This window comes from Actinoplanes sp. NPDC049668, from assembly GCF_044465445.1.
GTDB lineage: Bacteria > Actinomycetota > Actinomycetes > Mycobacteriales > Micromonosporaceae > Actinoplanes.
This window is the reverse complement of record NZ_JBITLR010000005.1, coordinates 419,367-437,047: the sequence shown is the minus strand read 5'-3', so window position 1 is coordinate 437,047 and position 17,681 is coordinate 419,367. Positions and strand designations below refer to the sequence as shown.

Annotated in this window: 22 protein-coding genes; 9 read left to right on the top strand and 13 right to left on the bottom strand. The window is 71.0% G+C overall.

The genetic code is table 11. From position 1 onward, the window contains the following. Nucleotides 1–155: 155 nt before the first annotated feature. From paaB to paaN, 6 genes are read right to left on the bottom strand one after another with little or no spacing between them, the layout of a single operon-like run. Nucleotides 156–452: a 1,2-phenylacetyl-CoA epoxidase subunit PaaB gene (gene paaB / locus ACIBSW_RS23115; protein WP_354722123.1), complete on the bottom strand. Its 297-nt coding sequence runs from the start codon at nucleotides 450–452 to the stop codon at nucleotides 156–158. Beyond that, a complete protein-coding gene (gene paaA / locus ACIBSW_RS23110) occupies nucleotides 449–1,375 on the bottom strand; it encodes a 1,2-phenylacetyl-CoA epoxidase subunit PaaA (RefSeq protein WP_354722122.1) in 927 nt (308 codons plus the stop codon). The genes paaB and paaA overlap by 4 nt, the downstream gene beginning before the upstream one ends. Next, nucleotides 1,372–2,232: a 3-hydroxyacyl-CoA dehydrogenase family protein gene (locus ACIBSW_RS23105; protein ID WP_354722121.1), complete on the bottom strand. Its 861-nt coding sequence runs from the start codon at nucleotides 2,230–2,232 to the stop codon at nucleotides 1,372–1,374. The genes paaA and ACIBSW_RS23105 overlap by 4 nt, the downstream gene beginning before the upstream one ends. Next, nucleotides 2,229–2,969 carry an enoyl-CoA hydratase/isomerase family protein gene (locus tag ACIBSW_RS23100; protein WP_354722120.1) on the bottom strand — a complete coding sequence of 247 codons (741 nt, stop codon included), beginning with the start codon at nucleotides 2,967–2,969 and terminating at the stop codon, nucleotides 2,229–2,231. Before ACIBSW_RS23100 ends, ACIBSW_RS23105 begins: the two co-directional genes overlap by 4 nt. Beyond that, nucleotides 2,969–4,183 (bottom strand): thiolase family protein, encoded by a 1,215-nt coding sequence (locus ACIBSW_RS23095; RefSeq protein ID WP_354722119.1) that lies wholly within the window; start codon nucleotides 4,181–4,183, stop codon nucleotides 2,969–2,971. Before ACIBSW_RS23095 ends, ACIBSW_RS23100 begins: the two co-directional genes overlap by 1 nt. Then, nucleotides 4,176–5,864: a phenylacetic acid degradation protein PaaN gene (paaN, locus tag ACIBSW_RS23090; RefSeq protein WP_354722118.1), complete on the bottom strand. Its 1,689-nt coding sequence runs from the start codon at nucleotides 5,862–5,864 to the stop codon at nucleotides 4,176–4,178. The genes ACIBSW_RS23095 and paaN overlap by 8 nt, the downstream gene beginning before the upstream one ends. An 84-nt stretch (nucleotides 5,865–5,948) precedes the next feature. Here paaN and ACIBSW_RS23085 point away from each other — a divergent pair, with 84 nt between their 5' ends. Then, complete coding sequence (locus ACIBSW_RS23085; RefSeq protein WP_354722117.1) at nucleotides 5,949–6,569, top strand: TetR/AcrR family transcriptional regulator; 621 nt, start codon at nucleotides 5,949–5,951, stop codon at nucleotides 6,567–6,569. A gap of 20 nt (nucleotides 6,570–6,589) precedes the next feature. Next, a complete protein-coding gene (paaK, locus tag ACIBSW_RS23080) occupies nucleotides 6,590–7,894 on the top strand; it encodes a phenylacetate--CoA ligase PaaK (RefSeq protein ID WP_354722116.1) in 1,305 nt (434 codons plus the stop codon). 96 nt (nucleotides 7,895–7,990) lie between these two features. Here the strand turns inward: paaK and ACIBSW_RS23075 are convergent, their stop codons facing one another. Next, nucleotides 7,991–8,494: a hypothetical protein gene (locus tag ACIBSW_RS23075; protein ID WP_354722115.1), complete on the bottom strand. Its 504-nt coding sequence runs from the start codon at nucleotides 8,492–8,494 to the stop codon at nucleotides 7,991–7,993. 41 nt (nucleotides 8,495–8,535) lie between these two features. Between ACIBSW_RS23075 and ACIBSW_RS23070 the strand changes: the two genes are divergently transcribed. Continuing rightward, complete coding sequence (locus ACIBSW_RS23070; RefSeq protein WP_354722114.1) at nucleotides 8,536–8,973, top strand: hypothetical protein; 438 nt, start codon at nucleotides 8,536–8,538, stop codon at nucleotides 8,971–8,973. A 128-nt stretch (nucleotides 8,974–9,101) separates the two neighbouring features. Then, nucleotides 9,102–9,707, top strand: a complete 606-nt coding sequence (locus tag ACIBSW_RS23065; RefSeq protein WP_354722113.1) for a hypothetical protein — start codon at nucleotides 9,102–9,104, stop codon at nucleotides 9,705–9,707. On the opposite strand, the gene ACIBSW_RS23060 is transcribed toward ACIBSW_RS23065, so the two are convergent. After that, nucleotides 9,704–10,123, bottom strand: coding sequence for a VOC family protein (locus ACIBSW_RS23060; RefSeq protein WP_354722112.1), 420 nt, complete (start codon nucleotides 10,121–10,123; stop codon nucleotides 9,704–9,706). The two genes, ACIBSW_RS23065 and ACIBSW_RS23060, sit on opposite strands and share 4 nt — an antisense overlap. Nucleotides 10,124–10,142: 19 nt before the next feature. Further along, nucleotides 10,143–10,736, bottom strand: coding sequence for a carboxymuconolactone decarboxylase family protein (locus tag ACIBSW_RS23055; RefSeq protein ID WP_354722111.1), 594 nt, complete (start codon nucleotides 10,734–10,736; stop codon nucleotides 10,143–10,145). A gap of 156 nt (nucleotides 10,737–10,892) precedes the next feature. Here ACIBSW_RS23055 and ACIBSW_RS23050 point away from each other — a divergent pair, with 156 nt between their 5' ends. Further along, complete coding sequence (locus ACIBSW_RS23050; RefSeq protein ID WP_354722110.1) at nucleotides 10,893–11,579, top strand: hypothetical protein; 687 nt, start codon at nucleotides 10,893–10,895, stop codon at nucleotides 11,577–11,579. A gap of 125 nt (nucleotides 11,580–11,704) precedes the next feature. On the opposite strand, the gene ACIBSW_RS23045 is transcribed toward ACIBSW_RS23050, so the two are convergent. Next, a complete protein-coding gene (locus ACIBSW_RS23045; protein ID WP_354722109.1) occupies nucleotides 11,705–11,884 on the bottom strand; it encodes a hypothetical protein in 180 nt (59 codons plus the stop codon). A 363-nt stretch (nucleotides 11,885–12,247) separates the two neighbouring features. Here ACIBSW_RS23045 and ACIBSW_RS23040 point away from each other — a divergent pair, with 363 nt between their 5' ends. From ACIBSW_RS23040 to ACIBSW_RS23030, 3 genes are all read left to right on the top strand, one after another. Further along, nucleotides 12,248–13,336: an acyl-CoA dehydrogenase family protein gene (locus tag ACIBSW_RS23040; protein WP_354722108.1), complete on the top strand. Its 1,089-nt coding sequence runs from the start codon at nucleotides 12,248–12,250 to the stop codon at nucleotides 13,334–13,336. A gap of 52 nt (nucleotides 13,337–13,388) precedes the next feature. Then, on the top strand, nucleotides 13,389–14,069 hold the full coding sequence (locus ACIBSW_RS23035) for a DUF4190 domain-containing protein (protein WP_354722107.1): 681 nt from the start codon (nucleotides 13,389–13,391) through the stop codon (nucleotides 14,067–14,069). 280 nt (nucleotides 14,070–14,349) lie between these two features. Continuing rightward, the gene (locus ACIBSW_RS23030) at nucleotides 14,350–15,171 is read left to right on the top strand and encodes a DUF1152 domain-containing protein (RefSeq protein ID WP_354722106.1); all 822 of its coding nucleotides are present in this window, start codon (nucleotides 14,350–14,352) and stop codon (nucleotides 15,169–15,171) included. A gap of 59 nt (nucleotides 15,172–15,230) precedes the next feature. Here the strand turns inward: ACIBSW_RS23030 and ACIBSW_RS23025 are convergent, their stop codons facing one another. Both ACIBSW_RS23025 and ACIBSW_RS23020 read right to left on the bottom strand, forming a co-directional pair. Then, nucleotides 15,231–15,593 (bottom strand): VOC family protein, encoded by a 363-nt coding sequence (locus ACIBSW_RS23025; RefSeq protein ID WP_354722105.1) that lies wholly within the window; start codon nucleotides 15,591–15,593, stop codon nucleotides 15,231–15,233. Between the two features lie 58 nt (nucleotides 15,594–15,651). Continuing rightward, the gene (locus ACIBSW_RS23020; protein ID WP_354722104.1) at nucleotides 15,652–16,398 is read right to left on the bottom strand and encodes a GNAT family N-acetyltransferase; all 747 of its coding nucleotides are present in this window, start codon (nucleotides 16,396–16,398) and stop codon (nucleotides 15,652–15,654) included. A gap of 43 nt (nucleotides 16,399–16,441) precedes the next feature. Between ACIBSW_RS23020 and ACIBSW_RS23015 the strand changes: the two genes are divergently transcribed. After that, nucleotides 16,442–16,747, top strand: a complete 306-nt coding sequence (locus tag ACIBSW_RS23015) for a hypothetical protein (protein ID WP_354722103.1) — start codon at nucleotides 16,442–16,444, stop codon at nucleotides 16,745–16,747. Between the two features lie 53 nt (nucleotides 16,748–16,800). Here the strand turns inward: ACIBSW_RS23015 and ACIBSW_RS23010 are convergent, their stop codons facing one another. After that, nucleotides 16,801–17,505 carry a hypothetical protein gene (locus tag ACIBSW_RS23010; RefSeq protein WP_354722102.1) on the bottom strand — a complete coding sequence of 235 codons (705 nt, stop codon included), beginning with the start codon at nucleotides 17,503–17,505 and terminating at the stop codon, nucleotides 16,801–16,803. Nucleotides 17,506–17,681: the final 176 nt, after the last annotated feature.

The following is a 17,681-nucleotide window of genomic DNA, read 5'->3' as shown; positions in this document are numbered from 1 at the left end:
AGTACGCGGCCAGGTCGCCGCGGTCGACCCCGGCGGGCACCGCGGTGTCCACGCCGGCCAGCGGGTCGGCGAACCCGGTGCCGTACGCCCACCGGGCGTCGTCGTCGTGGTCGGTGAGCGCCTCGTAGGCCTCGTCGAAGGACATGTGTCTCGCCTCAGATGTGCGGTACGGAGTCGGGGATCGAGTAGTACGTCGGGTGCCGGTAGACCTTGTCGCCGCTCGGCGAGAAGAACGCGTCCTTCTCCCCCGGGCTCGACGCCGCGACGTCGTCGGAGCGCACCACCCAGATGCTCACGCCCTCGTTGCGCCGCGTGTAGAGGTCGCGGGCGTGGTGCAGGGCCATCTGGTGGTCGGCGGCGCGCAGCGAGCCGACGTGCACGTGGTTCAGGCCGCGCTTGGCCCGGACGAACACCTCGAACAGCGGCCACTCGTGCTTGATCTCGTCGGTCATGGTGCTGCTACCTCCTGACGGCGGGCGGCGTGTGCCGCGGCCGCCTCGCGGACCCAGGCGCCCTCGGAGTCGGCGCGGCGCCGGTTCTCGATGCGCAGGGCGTTGCACGGGCCGTCGCCCGAGATGACCCGCTTGAGCTCGTCCCAGTCGATGGCGCCGAAGTCCCAGTGCCCGCGCTCGTCGTTCCAGCGCAGGTCCGGGTCCGGCAGGGTGACCCCGAGCGCCTCGGCCTGCGGCACGCTCATGTCGACGTAGCGCTGCCGCAGTTCGTCGTTGGTGTGCCGCTTGATCTTCCAGGCCATGGACTGCGCCGAGTTCGGCGACTGGTCGTCGGGCGGCCCGAACATCATCAGCGACGGCCACCACCAGCGGTTCACGGCGTCCTGCACCATCTCCCGCTGCGCCGGCGTGCCGCCCATCATGGTCATCAGCAGCTCGTAGCCCTGCCGCTGGTGGAAGGACTCCTCCTTGCAGATCCGGATCATCGCCCGGGCGTACGGGCCGAAGGAGCTGCGGCACAGCGGCACCTGGTTGCAGATCGCGGCGCCGTCGACCAGCCAGCCGATGACGCCGACGTCGGCGAAGGACAGGGTCGGGTAGTTGAAGATCGACGAGTACTTCTGCCGGCCCTCGATGAGCCGGCGGGTCAGGTCGCCGCGGTCGGCGCCGAGCGTCTCGGCCGCCGAGTACAGGTAGAGGCCGTGCCCGGCCTCGTCCTGCACCTTCGCGAGCAGGATCGCCTTGCGGCGCAGCGACGGCGCGCGGGTGATCCACTCGCCCTCCGGCTGCATGCCGATGATCTCCGAGTGCGCGTGCTGCGCGATCTGCCGGATCATCGTCTTGCGGTACCCGTCCGGCATCCAGTCCCGCGGCTCGACCCGCTGGTCCTTCGCGATGGTCTCCGCGAACGTAGCCTCGCTCATCGGTTCACCTCCCAGGTGTGGAAGCCCTGTCCGGTCTTGCGGCCCAGCTCTCCCCGGGCCACCTTGTCACGCAGAAGTTGCGGCGGCGCGAAACGGTCGCCGAGCTCGCGGTGCAGGTGCTCGGCGATCGCGAGCCGCACGTCGAGGCCGACGAGGTCGGTGGAGCGCAGCGGGCCCATCGGGTGCCGGTAGCCGAGCTCCATCGCCCGGTCGATCGAGGCCGCGTCGGCGACGCCCTCCTCGAGCATCCGGATGGCCTCGAGGCCGAGCAGGACGCCGAGGCGGCTGGTGGCGAAGCCGGGCGAGTCGCGTACCAGAATGGCGGTCTTGCCCAGGCCGAGCGCCCAGGAGTGGGCGGCGTCGCGGACCGCGGGAGCGGTCTGCGGGCCGACCACGATCTCGACGAGGTCGCTGGCCGGCACGGGGTTGAAGAAGTGCATGCCGATCAGGGCCGCCGGGCGGCGCAGGCCCTCGGCGAGGCCGGCGATCGACAGCGAGCTGGTGTTGGTGGCCAGCACGGTGTGCTCGCCGGCGACCGCCTCGGCGGCGGCCAGCACGCGGATCTTGAGGGCCGCGTCCTCGGGCACGGCCTCGATCACCACGTCGGCGACGGGCAGCTCCGAGATGTCGGCGGCGAGGCCGACGCGGTCGAGGACCTGCGCGGCGTCCCCGGCGAGCCTGCCCCGCTCGGCGGCGCGGCGCAGGCCGGTGCCGACCCGTTCCAGGGCGGCCGCGCCGGCGGCCGGGTCCCGCTCGACGATGGTCACCGAGGCGCCGGCGGCGGCGAAGACCTGGGCGATGCCCGCGCCCATCCGCCCGCCGCCGATGACGCCGACGATCTTCGGCACGGCGGTCATGACCGTTCTCCGGACAGGAAGGCGTCCATGCGGGTGTGCTTCTCCTGGGACTCGAAGAGGATCGCCTGAGCGAGATCGTCGGTAGCCGGGTGGCCGCCCGGCGCGTCGGTGACCAGCTTGGTCAGTCGCAGCGCCAGCGCTGAAGAGCGCGCCATCCGGTCGAGCAGCGCGTGCGCCCGCTTGAGCAGGTCGTCCGCGGGCACCACCTCGGCGACCAGGCCGAGCCGCCAGGCGTCCTCGGCGGCCAGCCGGCGGCCGGCGAGCAGGACCTGCTTGGCCACCGAGGCGCCGACCAGCTCGCGCAGCCGCCAGGTCGCGCCGGCCGCGGCGAGGATGCCCAGGCCCGGCTCGGGGTTGCCGAACGTCGCGGCAGGCGAGGCCAGCCGGATGTCGCAGGCGTAGGCCAGCTCCGCTCCCCCGCCGAGCGCGTAGCCGTCGACCGCGGCCACCGTCGGCATCGGCAGCCGGGCGATGCGGTCGAACAGGCGGCTGTTGATGCCCTGCAGCGCCTGGTCGCGGCCGCGGGCCCGCAGCTCGGCGATGTCGGCGCCGGCGGCGAACACGCCGTCGGCCCCGGTGAGCAGCAGCAGCCGCGGGTTCTCCTCGAGGTCGGCGCAGACCTCGTGCAGCTCGCGGATCATCGCCGCGTTGATGGCGTTGCGGGCCTGCGGCCGGTGCAGCGTCACCACCACGCGGTCGTCCTGTTCTTCCACCGCGATGGTGGCGGGCGAGGTCATCAGACGCGCTCCACGAGCATGGCGACGCCCTGGCCGAGGCCGACGCAGAGCGTGGCGAGGCCGCGGCGGGCCTGCTCGCGCTCCATCCGGCCGAGCAGGGTGACGGTCAGGCGGGCGCCGGAGCAGCCGAGCGGGTGGCCGAGCGCGATGGCGCCGCCGTCGGCGTTGACCCGCTCCTCGTCCAGCTTCAGCCGCCGGATCACCGCCAGGGACTGCACGGCGAAGGCCTCGTTGAGCTCGACCGCGTCGACGTCGCCGACGCCCCAGCCGGCCCGGGCGAGGGCCTTCTCGGTGGCGGGCACCGGGCCGAGGCCCATGATCTGCGGCGGCACGCCGGCGCTGGCGGAGGTGACGATGCGGGCGCGCGGGGTCAGGCCGTACCGCTTGACCGCCGCCTCGCTCGCCACCACGACGGCGGCGGCGCCGTCGGAGAGCGGCGACGACGACGCGGCGGTGACCACGCCGCCGGCCCGGAAGACCGGGCGCAGCGTGGCCAGCTTCTCGAGGCTGCCGCCGCGGCGCGGGATCTCGTCGGTGGTGACCTGGCCGTCCTTGACCGGCACACCGACGATCTCGGCGTCGAAGCGGCCGGCGTCGATCGCCGCGACGGCCCGCTCGTGGCTGCGCAGCGCGAAGGCGTCGCTCTCGGCGCGGGTGATGCCGTCGAGGGCGGCGACCTCCTCGGCCGTCTCACCCATGGCGAGGGTGACCCGGCGGTCCTCGGGGCCGGTGCCGGCGCCGCGGTCGTGCGCGGCGAACGCCGGGTTGGTGAAGCGCCAGCCCAGCGACGAGTCGACGACCTCGCCGGGGCGCGCCCACGGCGTGCCGGGCTTGGCCATGACCCACGGCGCCCGGGTCATGGACTCGACGCCGCCGGCCACGATCACGTCGGCCTCGCCGCTGCGTACCGCCTGGGCGGCCGAGACGATCGCGGTCAGGCCGCTGGCGCAGAGCCGGTTGACGGTGTAGCCGGGCACGACGTCGGGCAGGCCCGCGAGCAGCACGGCCATCCGCGCCACGTTGCGGTTGTCCTCGCCGGCCTGGTTCGCCGCGCCGAGGATCACCTCGTCGACCGCCTCGCCGGGCACGCCGCCGCGGGTGACGGCCGCGGCGACGACGAGCCCGGCCAGGTCGTCGGGGCGTACGCCGGCCAGCGCGCCGCCGTACTTGCCCTGCGGGGTGCGGACGCCGCCGACCAGGTAGGCCTCAGGCATCGGCCTGCTCCGCGACGTGGTGGCGCGACTGCAGCGTGAAGAAGCGGCCGGTGACGAAGTGCGAGTCGCTCAGCGACGCGGTCGCGGCGGGGTTCGCCGGGGTGCCGTGCAGGTCGCTGAACGCGGCGGTCTGGTTGACGAACACGCCGCCGGTGAGGTTCTGCGACAGGTGCACGCCGGCCTCGAGCGCCGCCTCGCGGGCCGCCTCGAGCACCTCCGGCGAGGTCGAGTAGACCGACGCGGTGAGCGCGCCGTGGTCCCGGACGGTCTCGGTGAACAGCTCGAGGCTGTGCCGGGTGGAGCCGGTGGCGATGACGAACGAGATCGGCCCGAACCACTCGCGGGTGTAGGTCTTCTCGTCGGCGGCGTCGATGCGCAGCACGACCGGCGTCCGGATGGTGGCGCCCGGGAATCCCTCGTCGGTCACGGCCGCGGAGGCGTGGATGACGCCGGGCGCGCCGCCGGCCTCGGCCAGCCGGGCCAGCACGCCGTCGTTGACGATCGCGCCGAGGGTGCCGGCCGCCCGCTTGGGGTCGCCGAGCAGCTTGTCCAGCGCGGTCGCGAGGTCGGCGCCGAACTCGTCGACGCTGCGGTGGCCCGCGTCGGTCTCGATGCCGCCGGACGGCACGAGCAGGTTCTGCGGCGTGGTGCACATCTGGCCGCTGTACAGCGAGAGGGAGAAGGCCAGGTTGCGCAGCAACCCCTTGTAGTCGTCGGTGGAGTCGACGATGACGGTGTTGAGGCCGGCCTTCTCGGTGTAGACGACCGCCTGGCGGGCGTTGGCCTCCAGCCAGTTGCCGAACTCGCTGGAGCCGGTGAAGTCGACGATGCGCACGTCGCGGTGGGTGGCCAGGGTCGCGGCGATGCCCTCGCCGGGCTCCTCGACCGCGAGGGTCACCAGGTTGGGGTCCTGGCCGGCCTCGCTGAGCACCTCGCGGGCGATCTGCACGGTGATGGCCAGCGGCAGCACCGCGCCCGGGTGCGGCTTGACGATCACGGCGTTGCCGGTGACCAGGCTCGCGAACAGGCCGGGGTAGCCGTTCCAGGTCGGGAACGTGTTGCAGCCGATCATGAGCGCGACGCCACGGCCGACGACGGTGCTGGTCTTGGCCAGGCGCAGCGGGTCGGTGCCGCGCTGCGGCTTGCCCCAGACCGCGGTGGCCGGGATGCGGGTCGACTCGGCGAGGGCGACCGCGACCGCCTCCAGGCCGCGGTCCTGCGCGTGCGCGCCGCCGGCCTGGAAGGCCATGACGAACGCCTGGCCGGTGGTGTGCTGCACGGCGTGCGCCAGCTCGAAGATGCGGCCGTTGATCCGCCGCAGGATCTCGGCGGCCACGCCGGCCCGCCCCTGCGGGCCGACGGCGCGCCAGGCCGGCATGGCGGCGCGGGCGGCGGCGACGAGCGCGGCCGGGTCGCCCTTGGGATAACGGATGTCGAGGTCGATCCCGTACGGCGAGCGCTCGGTGGCCGCGGTGCCGGTCGCGCCGGGCACCTCGATCGGGAAGTCCGTGCCGAGCAGCGCCTGGAACGCCCGCTCGCCGGCGGGCGCGGCGTCCTCGCCGTACACGGATTTGCTGGGCGACTCGGGGTACGCCGACCAGTAGTCGCGCGTGGCGGATGCCTCGATCGCCTTGTCGAGCAGCTCGCGGTGCGTCTCGTAGTACTCGGCGGGGGTTGTCATCGGCGCTCCTGTGCGGTTGGCTGTACCTCATCTTTACCGTCCGATCGGTCGGTAATCAAGCCCGGGCGGGAGCCGGAGGAAAATATGGCTCATGAGAACGCTGTGCGCACCGCCGCGCACGAGCGGCCGCGGCGTGGCCGGCCCGGCCACGACCAGTCCGCGGTCCTCGCGGCCGCGGTGCGCCTGTTCAACGAGCGCGGCTACGAGGCGACCAGCATGGACGACGTCGCCAAGCGGCTCGGCATCACCAAGTCGAGCCTCTACCACCACGTCGCCGGCAAGCAGGAGCTGCTCCGGATCGCCGTCGACCACGCGCTCGACGGCCTGGACGACGCGATCGCCGGCGTCGACCGGGAGGCGCCCGCCATCGACCGCCTCGAGGCGCTCGTCCGCGCCAGCGTGCTGGTGCTCGCCGACCGCCTGGAGTACGTGACGCTGCTGCTGCGGGTGCGCGGCAACACGGAGGTGGAGCAGCAGGCCCTGCTGCGCCGCCGGGTCTTCGACGCCGAGGTCACCCGGCTCGTCGAACAGGCGCAGGCCGAGGGCGCCATCCGCCATGATGTGGACGCGGCCACCGCCGCCCGCCTGCTGTTCGGCATGGTCAATTCGCTGATCGAGTGGTACCGCCCGCGCCGCGGCGGCGCGGCCGAGCTCGCCGACGCCGTCACCATCGTCGCCTTCGACGGCCTGCGCACGAGGAAATAGGCTCCGGACAGGAGGCCGTCATGCAGGACCGCACCCCGAGCCCGGCGGAGCTGGACCCGATCGAGCGCGCGTCGCCGGACGAGCTGCGCGCGCTGCAGCTCGAGCGCCTGCGCTGGTCGCTGTGGCACGCGTACGAGAACGTGCCGACGTACCGCGCGATGTTCGACGCGGCGGGCGCGCACCCCGCCGACGTACGGGAGCTGGGCGACCTGGCCGCGTTCCCGTTCACCGACAAGGCCGTGCTGCGCGCCAACTACCCGTACGGCATGTTCGCCGTGCCCCGGGAGCAGATCTCCCGCCTGCACGCCTCCTCCGGCACCACCGGCCGGCCCACCGTCGTCGGCTACACCGCCGACGACGTGCGGACCTGGGCCCGGCTGGTGGCCCGCTCCATCCGCGCGGCCGGCGGCCGCCGCGGCGACCGCGTTCATGTCGCGTACGGGTACGGCCTGTTCACCGGCGGGCTCGGCGCGCACTACGGCGCCGAGGAGCTGGGCTGCACCGTCATCCCGGTGTCCGGCGGCATGACCGAGCGCCAGGTGATGCTGATCAGGGACTTCGAGCCCGACATCATCATGGTCACGCCCAGCTACCTGCTCGCCATCGTCGACGAGATGCAACGGCAGGGCATCGACCCGCGCGGCACGTCGCTGTCCGTCGGGATCTTCGGCGCCGAGCCCTGGACCGAGGACCTGCGCACCGAGATCGAGCGGCGGCTCGACATCCACGCCGTCGACATCTACGGCCTCTCCGAGGTCATGGGCCCCGGCGTCGCGAGCGAGTGCGTGGAGACCAAGGACGGCCTGCACGTCTGGGAGGACCACTTCTACCCGGAGATCGTCGACCCGGTCACCGGCGAGGTGCTGCCCGACGGCGAGACCGGCGAGCTGGTGTTCACGTCGCTGAGCCGCCAGGCCATGCCGGTCGTGCGCTACCGCACCCGGGACCTGACCCGGCTGCTGCCGGGCACCGCCCGCCCGATGCGCCGCATCGAGAAGATCACCGGCCGCAGCGACGACATGATCATCCTGCGCGGCGTCAACCTGTTCCCCACCCAGATCGAGGAGCTGATCCTGCGCGTGCCGCAGCTCGCCCCGCACTTCCAGTGCGTGCTCACCCGCGACGGCCGCCTCGACGCCATGACCGTGAAGGTCGAGCGCCGCCCCGGCGTCGAGCCGGCCGCGGCGGACCTGGCCGGCCGCGAACTCGCCGCCCTGGTGAAGAACACGATCGGGGTGAGCCTCGCGGTGGACGTGATCGAGCCCGACGGCGTCGAACGCTCGATGGGCAAGATGCGCCGCATCGTCGACCAGCGCCCCCGGTAGCCCGGGTCGGTGCGAAAGCTCGCGGATCCTCTGGTCCAGCTCGGCCTCCAGGCCGTCGGGCAGGTCACCGCCGACGAAACCGCGGAGCTGTGCCGCTCACGTGTCAGTCGGTCGCAGGCCGCGGCGCAGGGAGTCGGCGATCTCGTCGCGGCGGCGCAGGGCCGCCCGCCAGCCGACCACGTGGGCGGTGATCCGGCCGCGGCCGGGTGCGGTCGCCTCGACCGTCCAGGGGCGGCGCAGCAGCACCCGCGCCGCGATCGACGCCGCCAGCAGGATCAGCACGATGACGACGTCGAGCACCAGCAGGAGCAGCGGCAGCAGCACCCACCAGAACAGCGCCACCGCCAGGACCAGGGCGATGAAGATGACCAGGATGGCCACGATCTCGTCCCCCAGGCCGCTCAGGCCGCCTCCCCCGCCGCCGCCGGACGTGGACGCGTCGCCGACCTGAAGGGCACCGTCGACCAGGTCGTCGGAGTTGCCGGTGCGCTTGGACCGCCAGCCGCCGAAGCGTCGCGCGAGCGCCCGCCAGCGCGGCGCCCACACGACACGGACGTCCCACCGTGCGCCCTCGGGCGCCGAGACGGAGATCGTTCTCACGCGGCCAACCCTAGGTGGCCGCGCAAATCTACACTCCGGCCATGTTCCGATTCGCGGTGATCACTGCCTTGGGCGTCGTGGCGCTGGCATCCGCCGGTTGCTCCGGGCCGGCACCCACGCCGGTGAATCCGACCTTCCCAGCGCCCGGGCCACTCACCGGCAACAGCGAAACGATCTGCAGCGAGTGGGACGACCTGTACACCGCCTACAACATCGATGACACGGACAGCGCCGCCGCCGCGAAGGCCTACTTCGCCGCCGTGCGGAACGGCACGCCGGACGCAAGGCGGGTGAAGATCGACAGAACGTACTTCCACGAGCAGGCCGAGGCCGTGTGGGACCTCGCGAAGCAGGCCGACGATCCCCGCGTACGTACCGTCCTGACAGCGCACCTGGACGAACTCAACGCCCAGGCGGCAGGAAAGGTTGTCACCACCACGGCGGCACACGACGTCAAGATGACCTGCTGGGCACCCTGATCGCCGTCCCGCGGGCCCCGGCCGAAAGTCCCAGATGGACCGGAGACGGCCGATCCGGATGCGCTCGCCCGCACTCTCGCCCGAGGCCTTCCCGCCGTCGTACCGTTCGGCGTGACTACCCTGCGGCCATGGCTTTGACCCCGGACGAGTTCTATCAGCACGCGCTTGCCGCCACGGACAGCGAGCGCCGCCTTCCCCTGTCCCGCATGACGGCCTGGGAGATCAGCCCGTTCGTGCAGGACGGCCTGCGTGTCACCCCGCTACGGCCGCCGGTGGTACCCGAGGCGCCGCGGCACGGCGAGGATCCGGCGGAGTGCGGCATCTGCGGCGACCGGGACAAGGGCATCTGGTTCAACGAGCGCTGGCGGCTGGACCGGATCCCCGGCGTCGGGCTGCCGCTGATCCTGATGCTCTACCCCCGTGACCACTACGACCTGGCCGACCTGCCCGACGAAATGGCCGCGGAACTCGGCCTGCTGGGTACCCGCATCGTGCGGCACATGCAGGCCGTGCCGCACATCGCGCGGGCACACATGTACCGCTTCGGCGACGGCGCCGCCCACCTGCACCTGTGGTTCTTCGCCCGGCCCGAAGGCCAGGCTCAACTGTTCGGATCCTGGCTGCCGGTCTGGGACGACCTGCTGCCGGAGTACCCGGCCGACCTGGCCGACGCGGACGCCGCCCTGGTCGCCGACGCGCTGCTCGCCTCCTCCGGTGGCTCCCGTAGCGCCTAGGTCGAGCCGACGAGGACGCAGAACGGATGTCCCGCCGGGTCGGCGAGGACGTAGAGGGGCTCCTCCGGGTCATCGGTGCGGTCGTGGAGCAGGCCGGCTCCGAGCCGCTCGGCTCGGCGACGGTGTCGCTCCAGCTCCTCGACGGTGGGCACGCGGAAGTCGAGATGCATCTGCTTCGGAACGTCGTGCGACGGCCAGGTAGGACGCGCCAACGTGGGTACCTGCTGGAAGGCGAGCCTGCGGTTGCCGCCACCGTCGACCAGGACGAGCCAGTCCTCGTCGTCGGTGGTTCCTTCGGCCGGAGGTTCGTCGCCGGGACGGTATTGCAGTCCGAGGAACTCGCGATAGAACTCGGCGAGAGCCCTCACGTCCGTGGCATCCAGAACGGTGTGCATCAGAACCGGATTGCCGGCCATCGGCGACGCCTCCCTCACATCACTCTCGTGCGGACGCTACTCCCGGCCGCTCGGCCAGCGGCCTCAACCCGCACGTGGCGGCGAAACCGTCGGATTCGATGCCGAGCGCCACATTGCCCCGCGTGCTCATGTTCGCGAATGCGATCACCGAGGTGAGCTCGACCACTGCGGCAGGGCCCAGCTCGGCGCGCAGCCGATCCACGAGGTCGTCGGTCACGGTCGGCGGTGTCCGGCTCATCGCCTCGGCGTACTCCAGGACGTCCCGCTCCAGGGCGGTGAAGACGTCCGCCTCCCGCCACCGCGGGATCTCGCGCGCCTTCTCCACGTCGAGCCCCTTGTTGCGTACCTCGAAGTAGTTGAAGTCCAGGCACCAGGTGCAGCCGACCAGCGACGCGACCGCCATGTGGGCGAACGACTTCAGCCCCTCGTCGCAGGCGTCCCACTTCTGCACCTTGCCGCCGAAGCCGGAGCTGGCGAACAGCACCTTGGGGTTGTGCCAGTAGACGCCGACCGCCGCCGGTACCTTGCCCAGCTTCTTCTCGATCATCCGTTTGATCAGCGCTCCCTTGAGGCCGGTGATCTCGGCCGGCGGGATGCGGGTCGTGTGCGCCATGGTTCCTCCTGTGCCGGTGGCTCCGCTGCCAGGCTGGTAGGTCGTCATGCCATCGAGACACCGGCCGAGCCGCGGATGTGACAACGAGCGGGAGGAACGACCAGTCAGTACGCGATAGGCTGTCGTCGCTGATCAGGTGGAGGGCTTGAGGCTGCGGTGAGTTTTGACCTTTTCATTTGGCACGAGAGTCAACCGATCACCGCGGCCGAGGCGCGCGCGAAGCTGGAGCGCTGGGACAAGGGTTCCGACGGCGTATTCGACGCGCATCCCGCCGTAGGCCGGTTCTACGACGCTCTGCTTGACCGGTTCCCGCCGCTGGAGAGTTTCAGCGACGCCGACATCGACCGGCTCGGCGTGTGGAGCGTGACACCGGAGCGATCCCAGGCCATCGTGGCCGTTTCGTGCGTCTGGTCGCGGGCGGACGAGGTCGGCGAGGCCGTCCAGGCGCTCGCGACCGAGCACGGGTTGGTGTGTTACGAACCGGGCGACCACCTGCTCAGCCCCAACGCGCCGGGCTATCGGCCGGCCTTCACGCTGTCGATCGAGCATCACCCGACGGTGGCCGATCCCGACGATCGCCGACTGGAGCGGGCCGTCGGCCGGCTCGGCGTCGACAACACCTATGTGACCCTGGAACGCGCCGATGGATGGTTCGTCCAGATCGGTTACGGCCGGGCGAGAGGTGTACCACCGGGAACATATGCATTGGAATACCAGGAAGGCTCGCTGGACCGGCACTTCTGCTGCCAGACCACCGACCGGCTGGAGGCCGCGAAACTGGTGCGCGAGTTCCGCGCCGGTGACGAAACGTGGAAGCGTCGCCACGTATGGCGACCACTGTGAAACCCCACCCCTCGGCAGCGTGGAGACAAGGACGCTGAACGGCCGGCGCTTGGCGCCGCCGCCCTTGTGGTCGTCAGGTAGCCGGCCATGAAGAGCACTTCGGCCGAAGCTTCGGTAGGCGGAGGTCAGCCTTTCGTCATCGGCAGCCGCGGCGTCGGCGTCTCACGCTCCGGCCCGCGCCCAGGTGAGGTGATGCGTGCGGAGATCACGACGCATGCCACCGGCAGCGGGCCGTCGTTGGACGGCGACGGCAGCATTGTCAGGATCTGGACGCCGACGTCGGCGATCTCAATCCCGGCATCCAACTCGATCAGCGGATCACCTGCCTGCGCCAGCAGCCGAGCGGTTGGCCGACGACGACAAGGGCGCGCGGATGGCGATCGGCCGGTGCGCCTTCGCTCCCGACCCGAGCCGGCACGCTGCCATAGGGCAGCAACGGCTGCCGGACCCGGCCGCGGGGGGGGGTCCTGGACGACAACCTCTACTCCGCGCCGGGACCACCCGGCTCGTCGGTTCCCCGAGGACGTCGCCAAGTCCCTGCGCAGATACCAGAATCTGGGGATCACTCACTTCGTCCTCACCGACACGCCCTACCTGCCGGAGATCAAGCGCCAGGGCAGCCGGCCGCTGCTGCGCTACTGATGGAATCCACCAAGAGGCGGCGAAAAATGACTGACACCATTACCCCCGCGCAGGCCGTCAGCGCCAGCGACGATCACCCTTTCGTCCGCACCGTGCGGGAGTACGCCGAGCGGGTGCTGCGCCCGGCCGCGCTGCGGACCGAGCGTTCTGGCGTCACCGCGGAGCGCATCGCGGAGCTGCGCGAGCTCGGCCTGCTCAACCACCTCGCCCCCACCGGGTACGGCGGCAAGGAGCTGGGCCGCGACGCCGACCGCCGGATCCACGAGATCATCGCGGCGGCCTGCTTCAACACCTGGCTGGTATGGGCACAGCACGCCGCTCTGACCGCACGGCTTCCGCGGGACCCCCTGCCGCCGCTGGCCCGCCGGGCGCTCACCGGCGAGATCCTGCTCGGCGCCGGCATCAGCGACGTACGCGCCTTCCCCCGGCGCTACATCGCGGCCCGGCGCGTCGACGGCGGATGGATCTTCAGCGGGACCATCTCCTGGGTCAGCGGCTGGGGCCTGCACGAGGCGCTGACGGTCGCGGCGGTCGAGCCGCCCACCGAGACGGTCGTGACCGCCCTGGTACGGGTCGGCACCCACAGCCGCGCGGCCGCTCCCCTCGAGCTGGCCGCCGTCGCCGGCAGCCGGACCGAGCGGGTGGTCCTCGAGGACGCCTTCGTCCCCGACGATGACGTGATCTCCCGGCGGACGCTGGAACAGACCAGGTTCGACGACATCGCCGCCGCCGCCGACGCGCGCGGCCACCACTTCGGACTCGCCGACGCGGTCCTGCGCGAGCTGGCGGAGAGCCCCGACCCGCTCGTCCAGGCGATCGCCACCGCCTGGCGCCCACGGGTGGCGCGCATCCGCGAGACCGCCTACGCCCTCGCCGACGAGGCGGCCGCCCACGGCGGTGGGCCGCACCGCCTCCAGGAGCGGCTGGACACGAAGGTCGCCAGCGGCGAGGCGCTCGCCACGCTCACCCGCGCGCTGGTCGTCGCGCGCGCCGGCCGGGGCCTGGCCGGGGACGACACCGCGCAGCTGCACGCCCGCTCCGCCCTGTTCATCCTGGTCCAAGGCCAGAGCGCCGACGTCCGCCGCGCCCAGCTCACCCGCCTCGCCAACGGCTGAGCCCACGGTCCCGGGACACACCGAAGATCAACCTTCGGGTACGGTCCCGGCTGTGAACGAGGCACCCCGTGGGTATCCGATGCCGCCGCAACAGCAACAGCCGACGCCCGGCCTCAACGGCTTCGCCGTGGCGTCCCTGGTCTGCGGCGTCGTCGGCCTCGGTGCCGCCTTCGGCGTGGTGTTCGGCGTCGTCGCCATCGCCCAGATCACCCGTCGCGGCGGGCGAGGGCTGGGACTGGCCATCGCGGGGATATGCCTGTCGACCCTCTGGGGAGTCGCCCTCACCCTGGTCCTGACGTTCGTCGTGTCCGACTACCTGTCGAGCTCCATGAGCACGACCCCCGACGTGTCACCGTCCGAGGCCGCGGCCGACGCGCCGGACAGCGCTCCGCCCATGGCGCCGGCCAGGGTCGCCAAAGGCGAGTGCATTCTGCGCCTCGATCCTGACCTCCGCGTCGAGGACATGACCAAGATCGCGTGCCACAAACCGCACGAGGCCGAGGTGTACCTGGTATTCGACCTCAAACTCTGGCCCTATCCGGGAGACCCGAAGGTCGACGCGGCGGCGGAGAACCGCTGCCGCCGCGAGTTCCCCGGCTACGGGTTCGGCCAGTTCTCCAACGGCGAGATGTTCTACGAGTTCCCGGCCGAATCGGTCTATGACCAGAGCCGCTGGGTCACCTGCGTCGCATACGCCGGTACCGGCACCTGGACCGGACAACTCCCCAGCTGACCAGGAACACCGGCACCTACGGCACGGAGGACCTCCTGGCCGCGCAAACTCGTTGCCCGGGGCTCGGTAGTCGTCCGGTGTTTGCGGCGATGGTTGATCATTGACCGGTGATGAGCCCTGCCGCACTACCTGGGGAGCCAGAGAGGTTCTCGTTGGCCGTGCCGCCGTTGTTCGCCGCGCTGGCGCCGGCCCGCCGGGTCCTGATCGCCGGGGCCGGGGCGGCTTCGATGTCTATGCCGGGCTGCCACTGGCGATCGCGCTGTGGGCCGGCGGCGTGGAGGTGCATCTCGCCAGCCTGTCGTTCTCCGAGCTCGGACTGATCGACCGGCAGTCGTGGGTGGCGGAGCACGTGGTGGCGGTGACGCCGGACTCGGCCAGCACGGACTGGTACTTCCCGGAGGGCGCACTCGCCCGGTGGCTGGCCGCCAACGATCTACCCTCCACCGTCTACGCCTTTCCTCCGCTGGGCGTGCAGACGCTGCGGCAGGCCTACCGGTATCTGGTGGACGAGCTGGATATCGACGCGGTGGTGCTGGTCGACGGCGGCACCGACATCCTGCTGCGCGGTGACGAGAACGGGCTCGGCACGCCGGTGGAGGACATCACCAGCCTCGCCGCGGTGGCCGGCCTCGACCTGCCGATCAAGCTGGTGACCTCGCTCGGCTTCGGCATCGACGCCAACGACGGCGTCAACCACGTGCAGGTGCTGGAGAACCTCGCCGCGCTCGACCGCGACGGCGGCTACCTCGGCGCGCTGTCGATTCCCGGATCGAGCCGGGAGGCGAAGCTCTACCGCGACGCCGTCGCCGACGCGCACGCCGCCACGCCGCAACGGCCGAGCATCGTCCACGGCCAGATCGCCGCGGCCACCAGCGGCGCGTTCGGGGACGTCCAGTTCACCCGGCGCACCCGTGGGAGCACCTTGTTCGTCAACCCGCTGATGGCCATCTATTTCACCGTCGACCTCGACAAACTCGCCGCCCGCTGCCTGTATCTCGACCGCATCGACAACACCTACGGCAGGCGACAGGTGACCAGCCGCATCGAGGCATTCCGCAACGAGATCCCCACCACCCGCATCCCGCGGGCCTTCCCCCACTGAACGCGTGCGTCGGGGACCCGGTGCTGACAGGTGTCTCAGTCGACAAGCCGATCAGATACTTACGTCTTGTAGTACTGCACGATGCAGAACTCGTTGTCCTCCGGATCGGCCATCACGAGGACGGTGCCTTCGGGATAGTCGTGCCGTTCGCTGGTCCATCGGCCGCCCAGGGCCCCGATCCGATCCACCGCTTCACCGGCGTCAGGGACGGCGACGTCCAGATGCAGTCGCGTCTTGCCGACTTTAGGTTCCGGCACCGGCTGGAACGTCAACACCGGCGTGCCGTCGTCGACAGTCACCCGCCGCCAGCCGGGAAGGGACTCCGTCACTCGTCCGCCGAGCACCGAAGACCAGAAATCGGCAAGGCTCTGCGGATCTTGACAGTCGATCGTCACGCCGGCAAACCGGCCGAATGTCTGCATGGCGCCCAACGTAACTGTGTGGTCGTTCCATGGGACAGCGCGCCCGCTCGGCGGCAGATCAGGATGTCGGCGCCACGATCGTCGGTTCGGCGCTGACACCTCGGCGGTAGCGAACCTCGACCAACGGAAAGCCACGGGAGTCATCCGTCTTCGTTGAGCCGTCCGGACGCCAGCCGCCGGCTTCATAGAAGCGTCGAGCCCGATCGTTCGTAGCCAACACCCACAAGCTGATCTCTCGGTAACCCGCCTCCGCGAGCCGGCGCAAGCCCGCGTCCATGAGCAGCTGACCGACGCCTTGGCCCCAGTACGCGGGCAGCAGGTAGAGGGCTTGGATCTCGCCCACCGACTGTGGAACGGTGTCGCTGTCACGACTCGGCGAGACGCAGATGAACCCAACCACGCCATCGCTCTCGTTCTCCGCCACAAGGGTGGCCGTGGGACCGCGGTCCTGCAGGATCCGCCGCCATCCAGGTTGGCGTTGGGATGGATCCATCCGATCCAGGTACTCCTGAGAGACCTTCCCGCGGTACGCCTTTTGCCAAGTCCAGACATGTACGTCAGCCAGCGCTTCTACATCATTCACGGTGGCGGCCCTGACAATCACAGGCCGCATTATGGCGGACCGCCGGATTAGACGCATGCGCATCAGCATCGGCATCGCTCGGGCAACTGCTGGCGGTAGGGGGATCAGAACGGCCTTGTCGCCCTTGCCGCGGATCTTCAGCACGCGGTGGCCGTGTTCCTCGCCGAGGTTGTCGATGTCGGCGCCGCAGGCCTCGAAGATCCGCAGGCCGAGCTTCCTCATTCGGGCTCGGTCGGACATTGCCGATGATCATTAGAATCACGGCATGGTCAGCCAAGGACGTGCTCTCGCTGTCGCCGCCGTCTGGGTCGTCGTGCCCTTGGCCATTGCCGCGGTGACGTTTGTCCTCGCCTTTCCCCAGCGAGACGGATGGAATGCACTCGTCCCCGCGCTGGCGCTCGCGGGGATCGTCTGCCTGACGCCGGTGGCCCTGCTGATTGCGGGCATCTGGATCGCCCGACGCTCCGGGAAGGCCCGATCCGCCGCCGGACTCGGAGCACAAGCAGGGCTGATCGGACTGGCTGCGGCCGCCTTGGCCGTGACGGTCTACTTTGCATCTCACTGGAGCTGACAACGAAATCTGCGGCCGGCCTGGAGACGACAGCATCCGCCTCCCCGCTGGTGTCAAGCAGGCAGGCCCAGCATCGAGCGGAAGGCGGCCATCTCCTCGAACGGGAAGTCGTGATCGCCGTCGCGCCACGAGTTGCACCAGCGGTCGGTGTCCAGACGCCACCCGCGCACGCTGTCGTGGTGCCAGCGGTGGCCGACTTTCGGATCGAGCAGCAGTTCAGCGGCCATCCGGTCGGCACCCGCGCCGGTGAACGCACCGAGAGCGGCCAGTTCGCCGGCGAGTTCGGCCCGCCGGGCGGGATCCTGCTCATCCTCGTCCTGGCCCACGAACCGAGCCAGCAGCAGCATCGCCAACCCCGGCGAGACCTGTTGAAGATCCGGCGCGGCGCGCATCCGATCCACCACCGCCGTCAGCTCTTCCCAGCGCAGCGCCAAGAGGTGCGGATGGACCGGCTCGTCCTCGGCGATCTCGTACTCCATCTCGGCGAAGTCGTGCCAATCCGGGTCCACATCGGCGGAGCCGATGTCCTCGGAGGTCTCCGCGAGTACCAGGCGGAAGGCGTAATCCGACAGGTCGAAGCTGACCCGCAGGAACCATGGCCCGTCCGGTGCCGGCACGTCGATTGACGGCTCGCCGATCTCCTCGGCCCACCGCACCCACTCGTCGTGCTCCGGCTCGCCGTTGGCACGCGTGTAAAACTCCCAGAACGCGGCTTTCCGACAGGCGGTATCAAGCTGGGCCCCTGGTCCCCGGCTCAACTGATTCTCCTCTGCTCGTCTCCGTTCGGGCGAAGACAGTCTGGCACCGCCCTGCAACCACCCGTCAGCGCATCGCACCAGCCCCGGTACACCTCCGCCGTGGTCGTCGCGCGGCACGAGTGTCTGGCGGGTCTGCGCTACCTTCGTGGCCGTGCCGCCGCCTGACGTAATCGAGT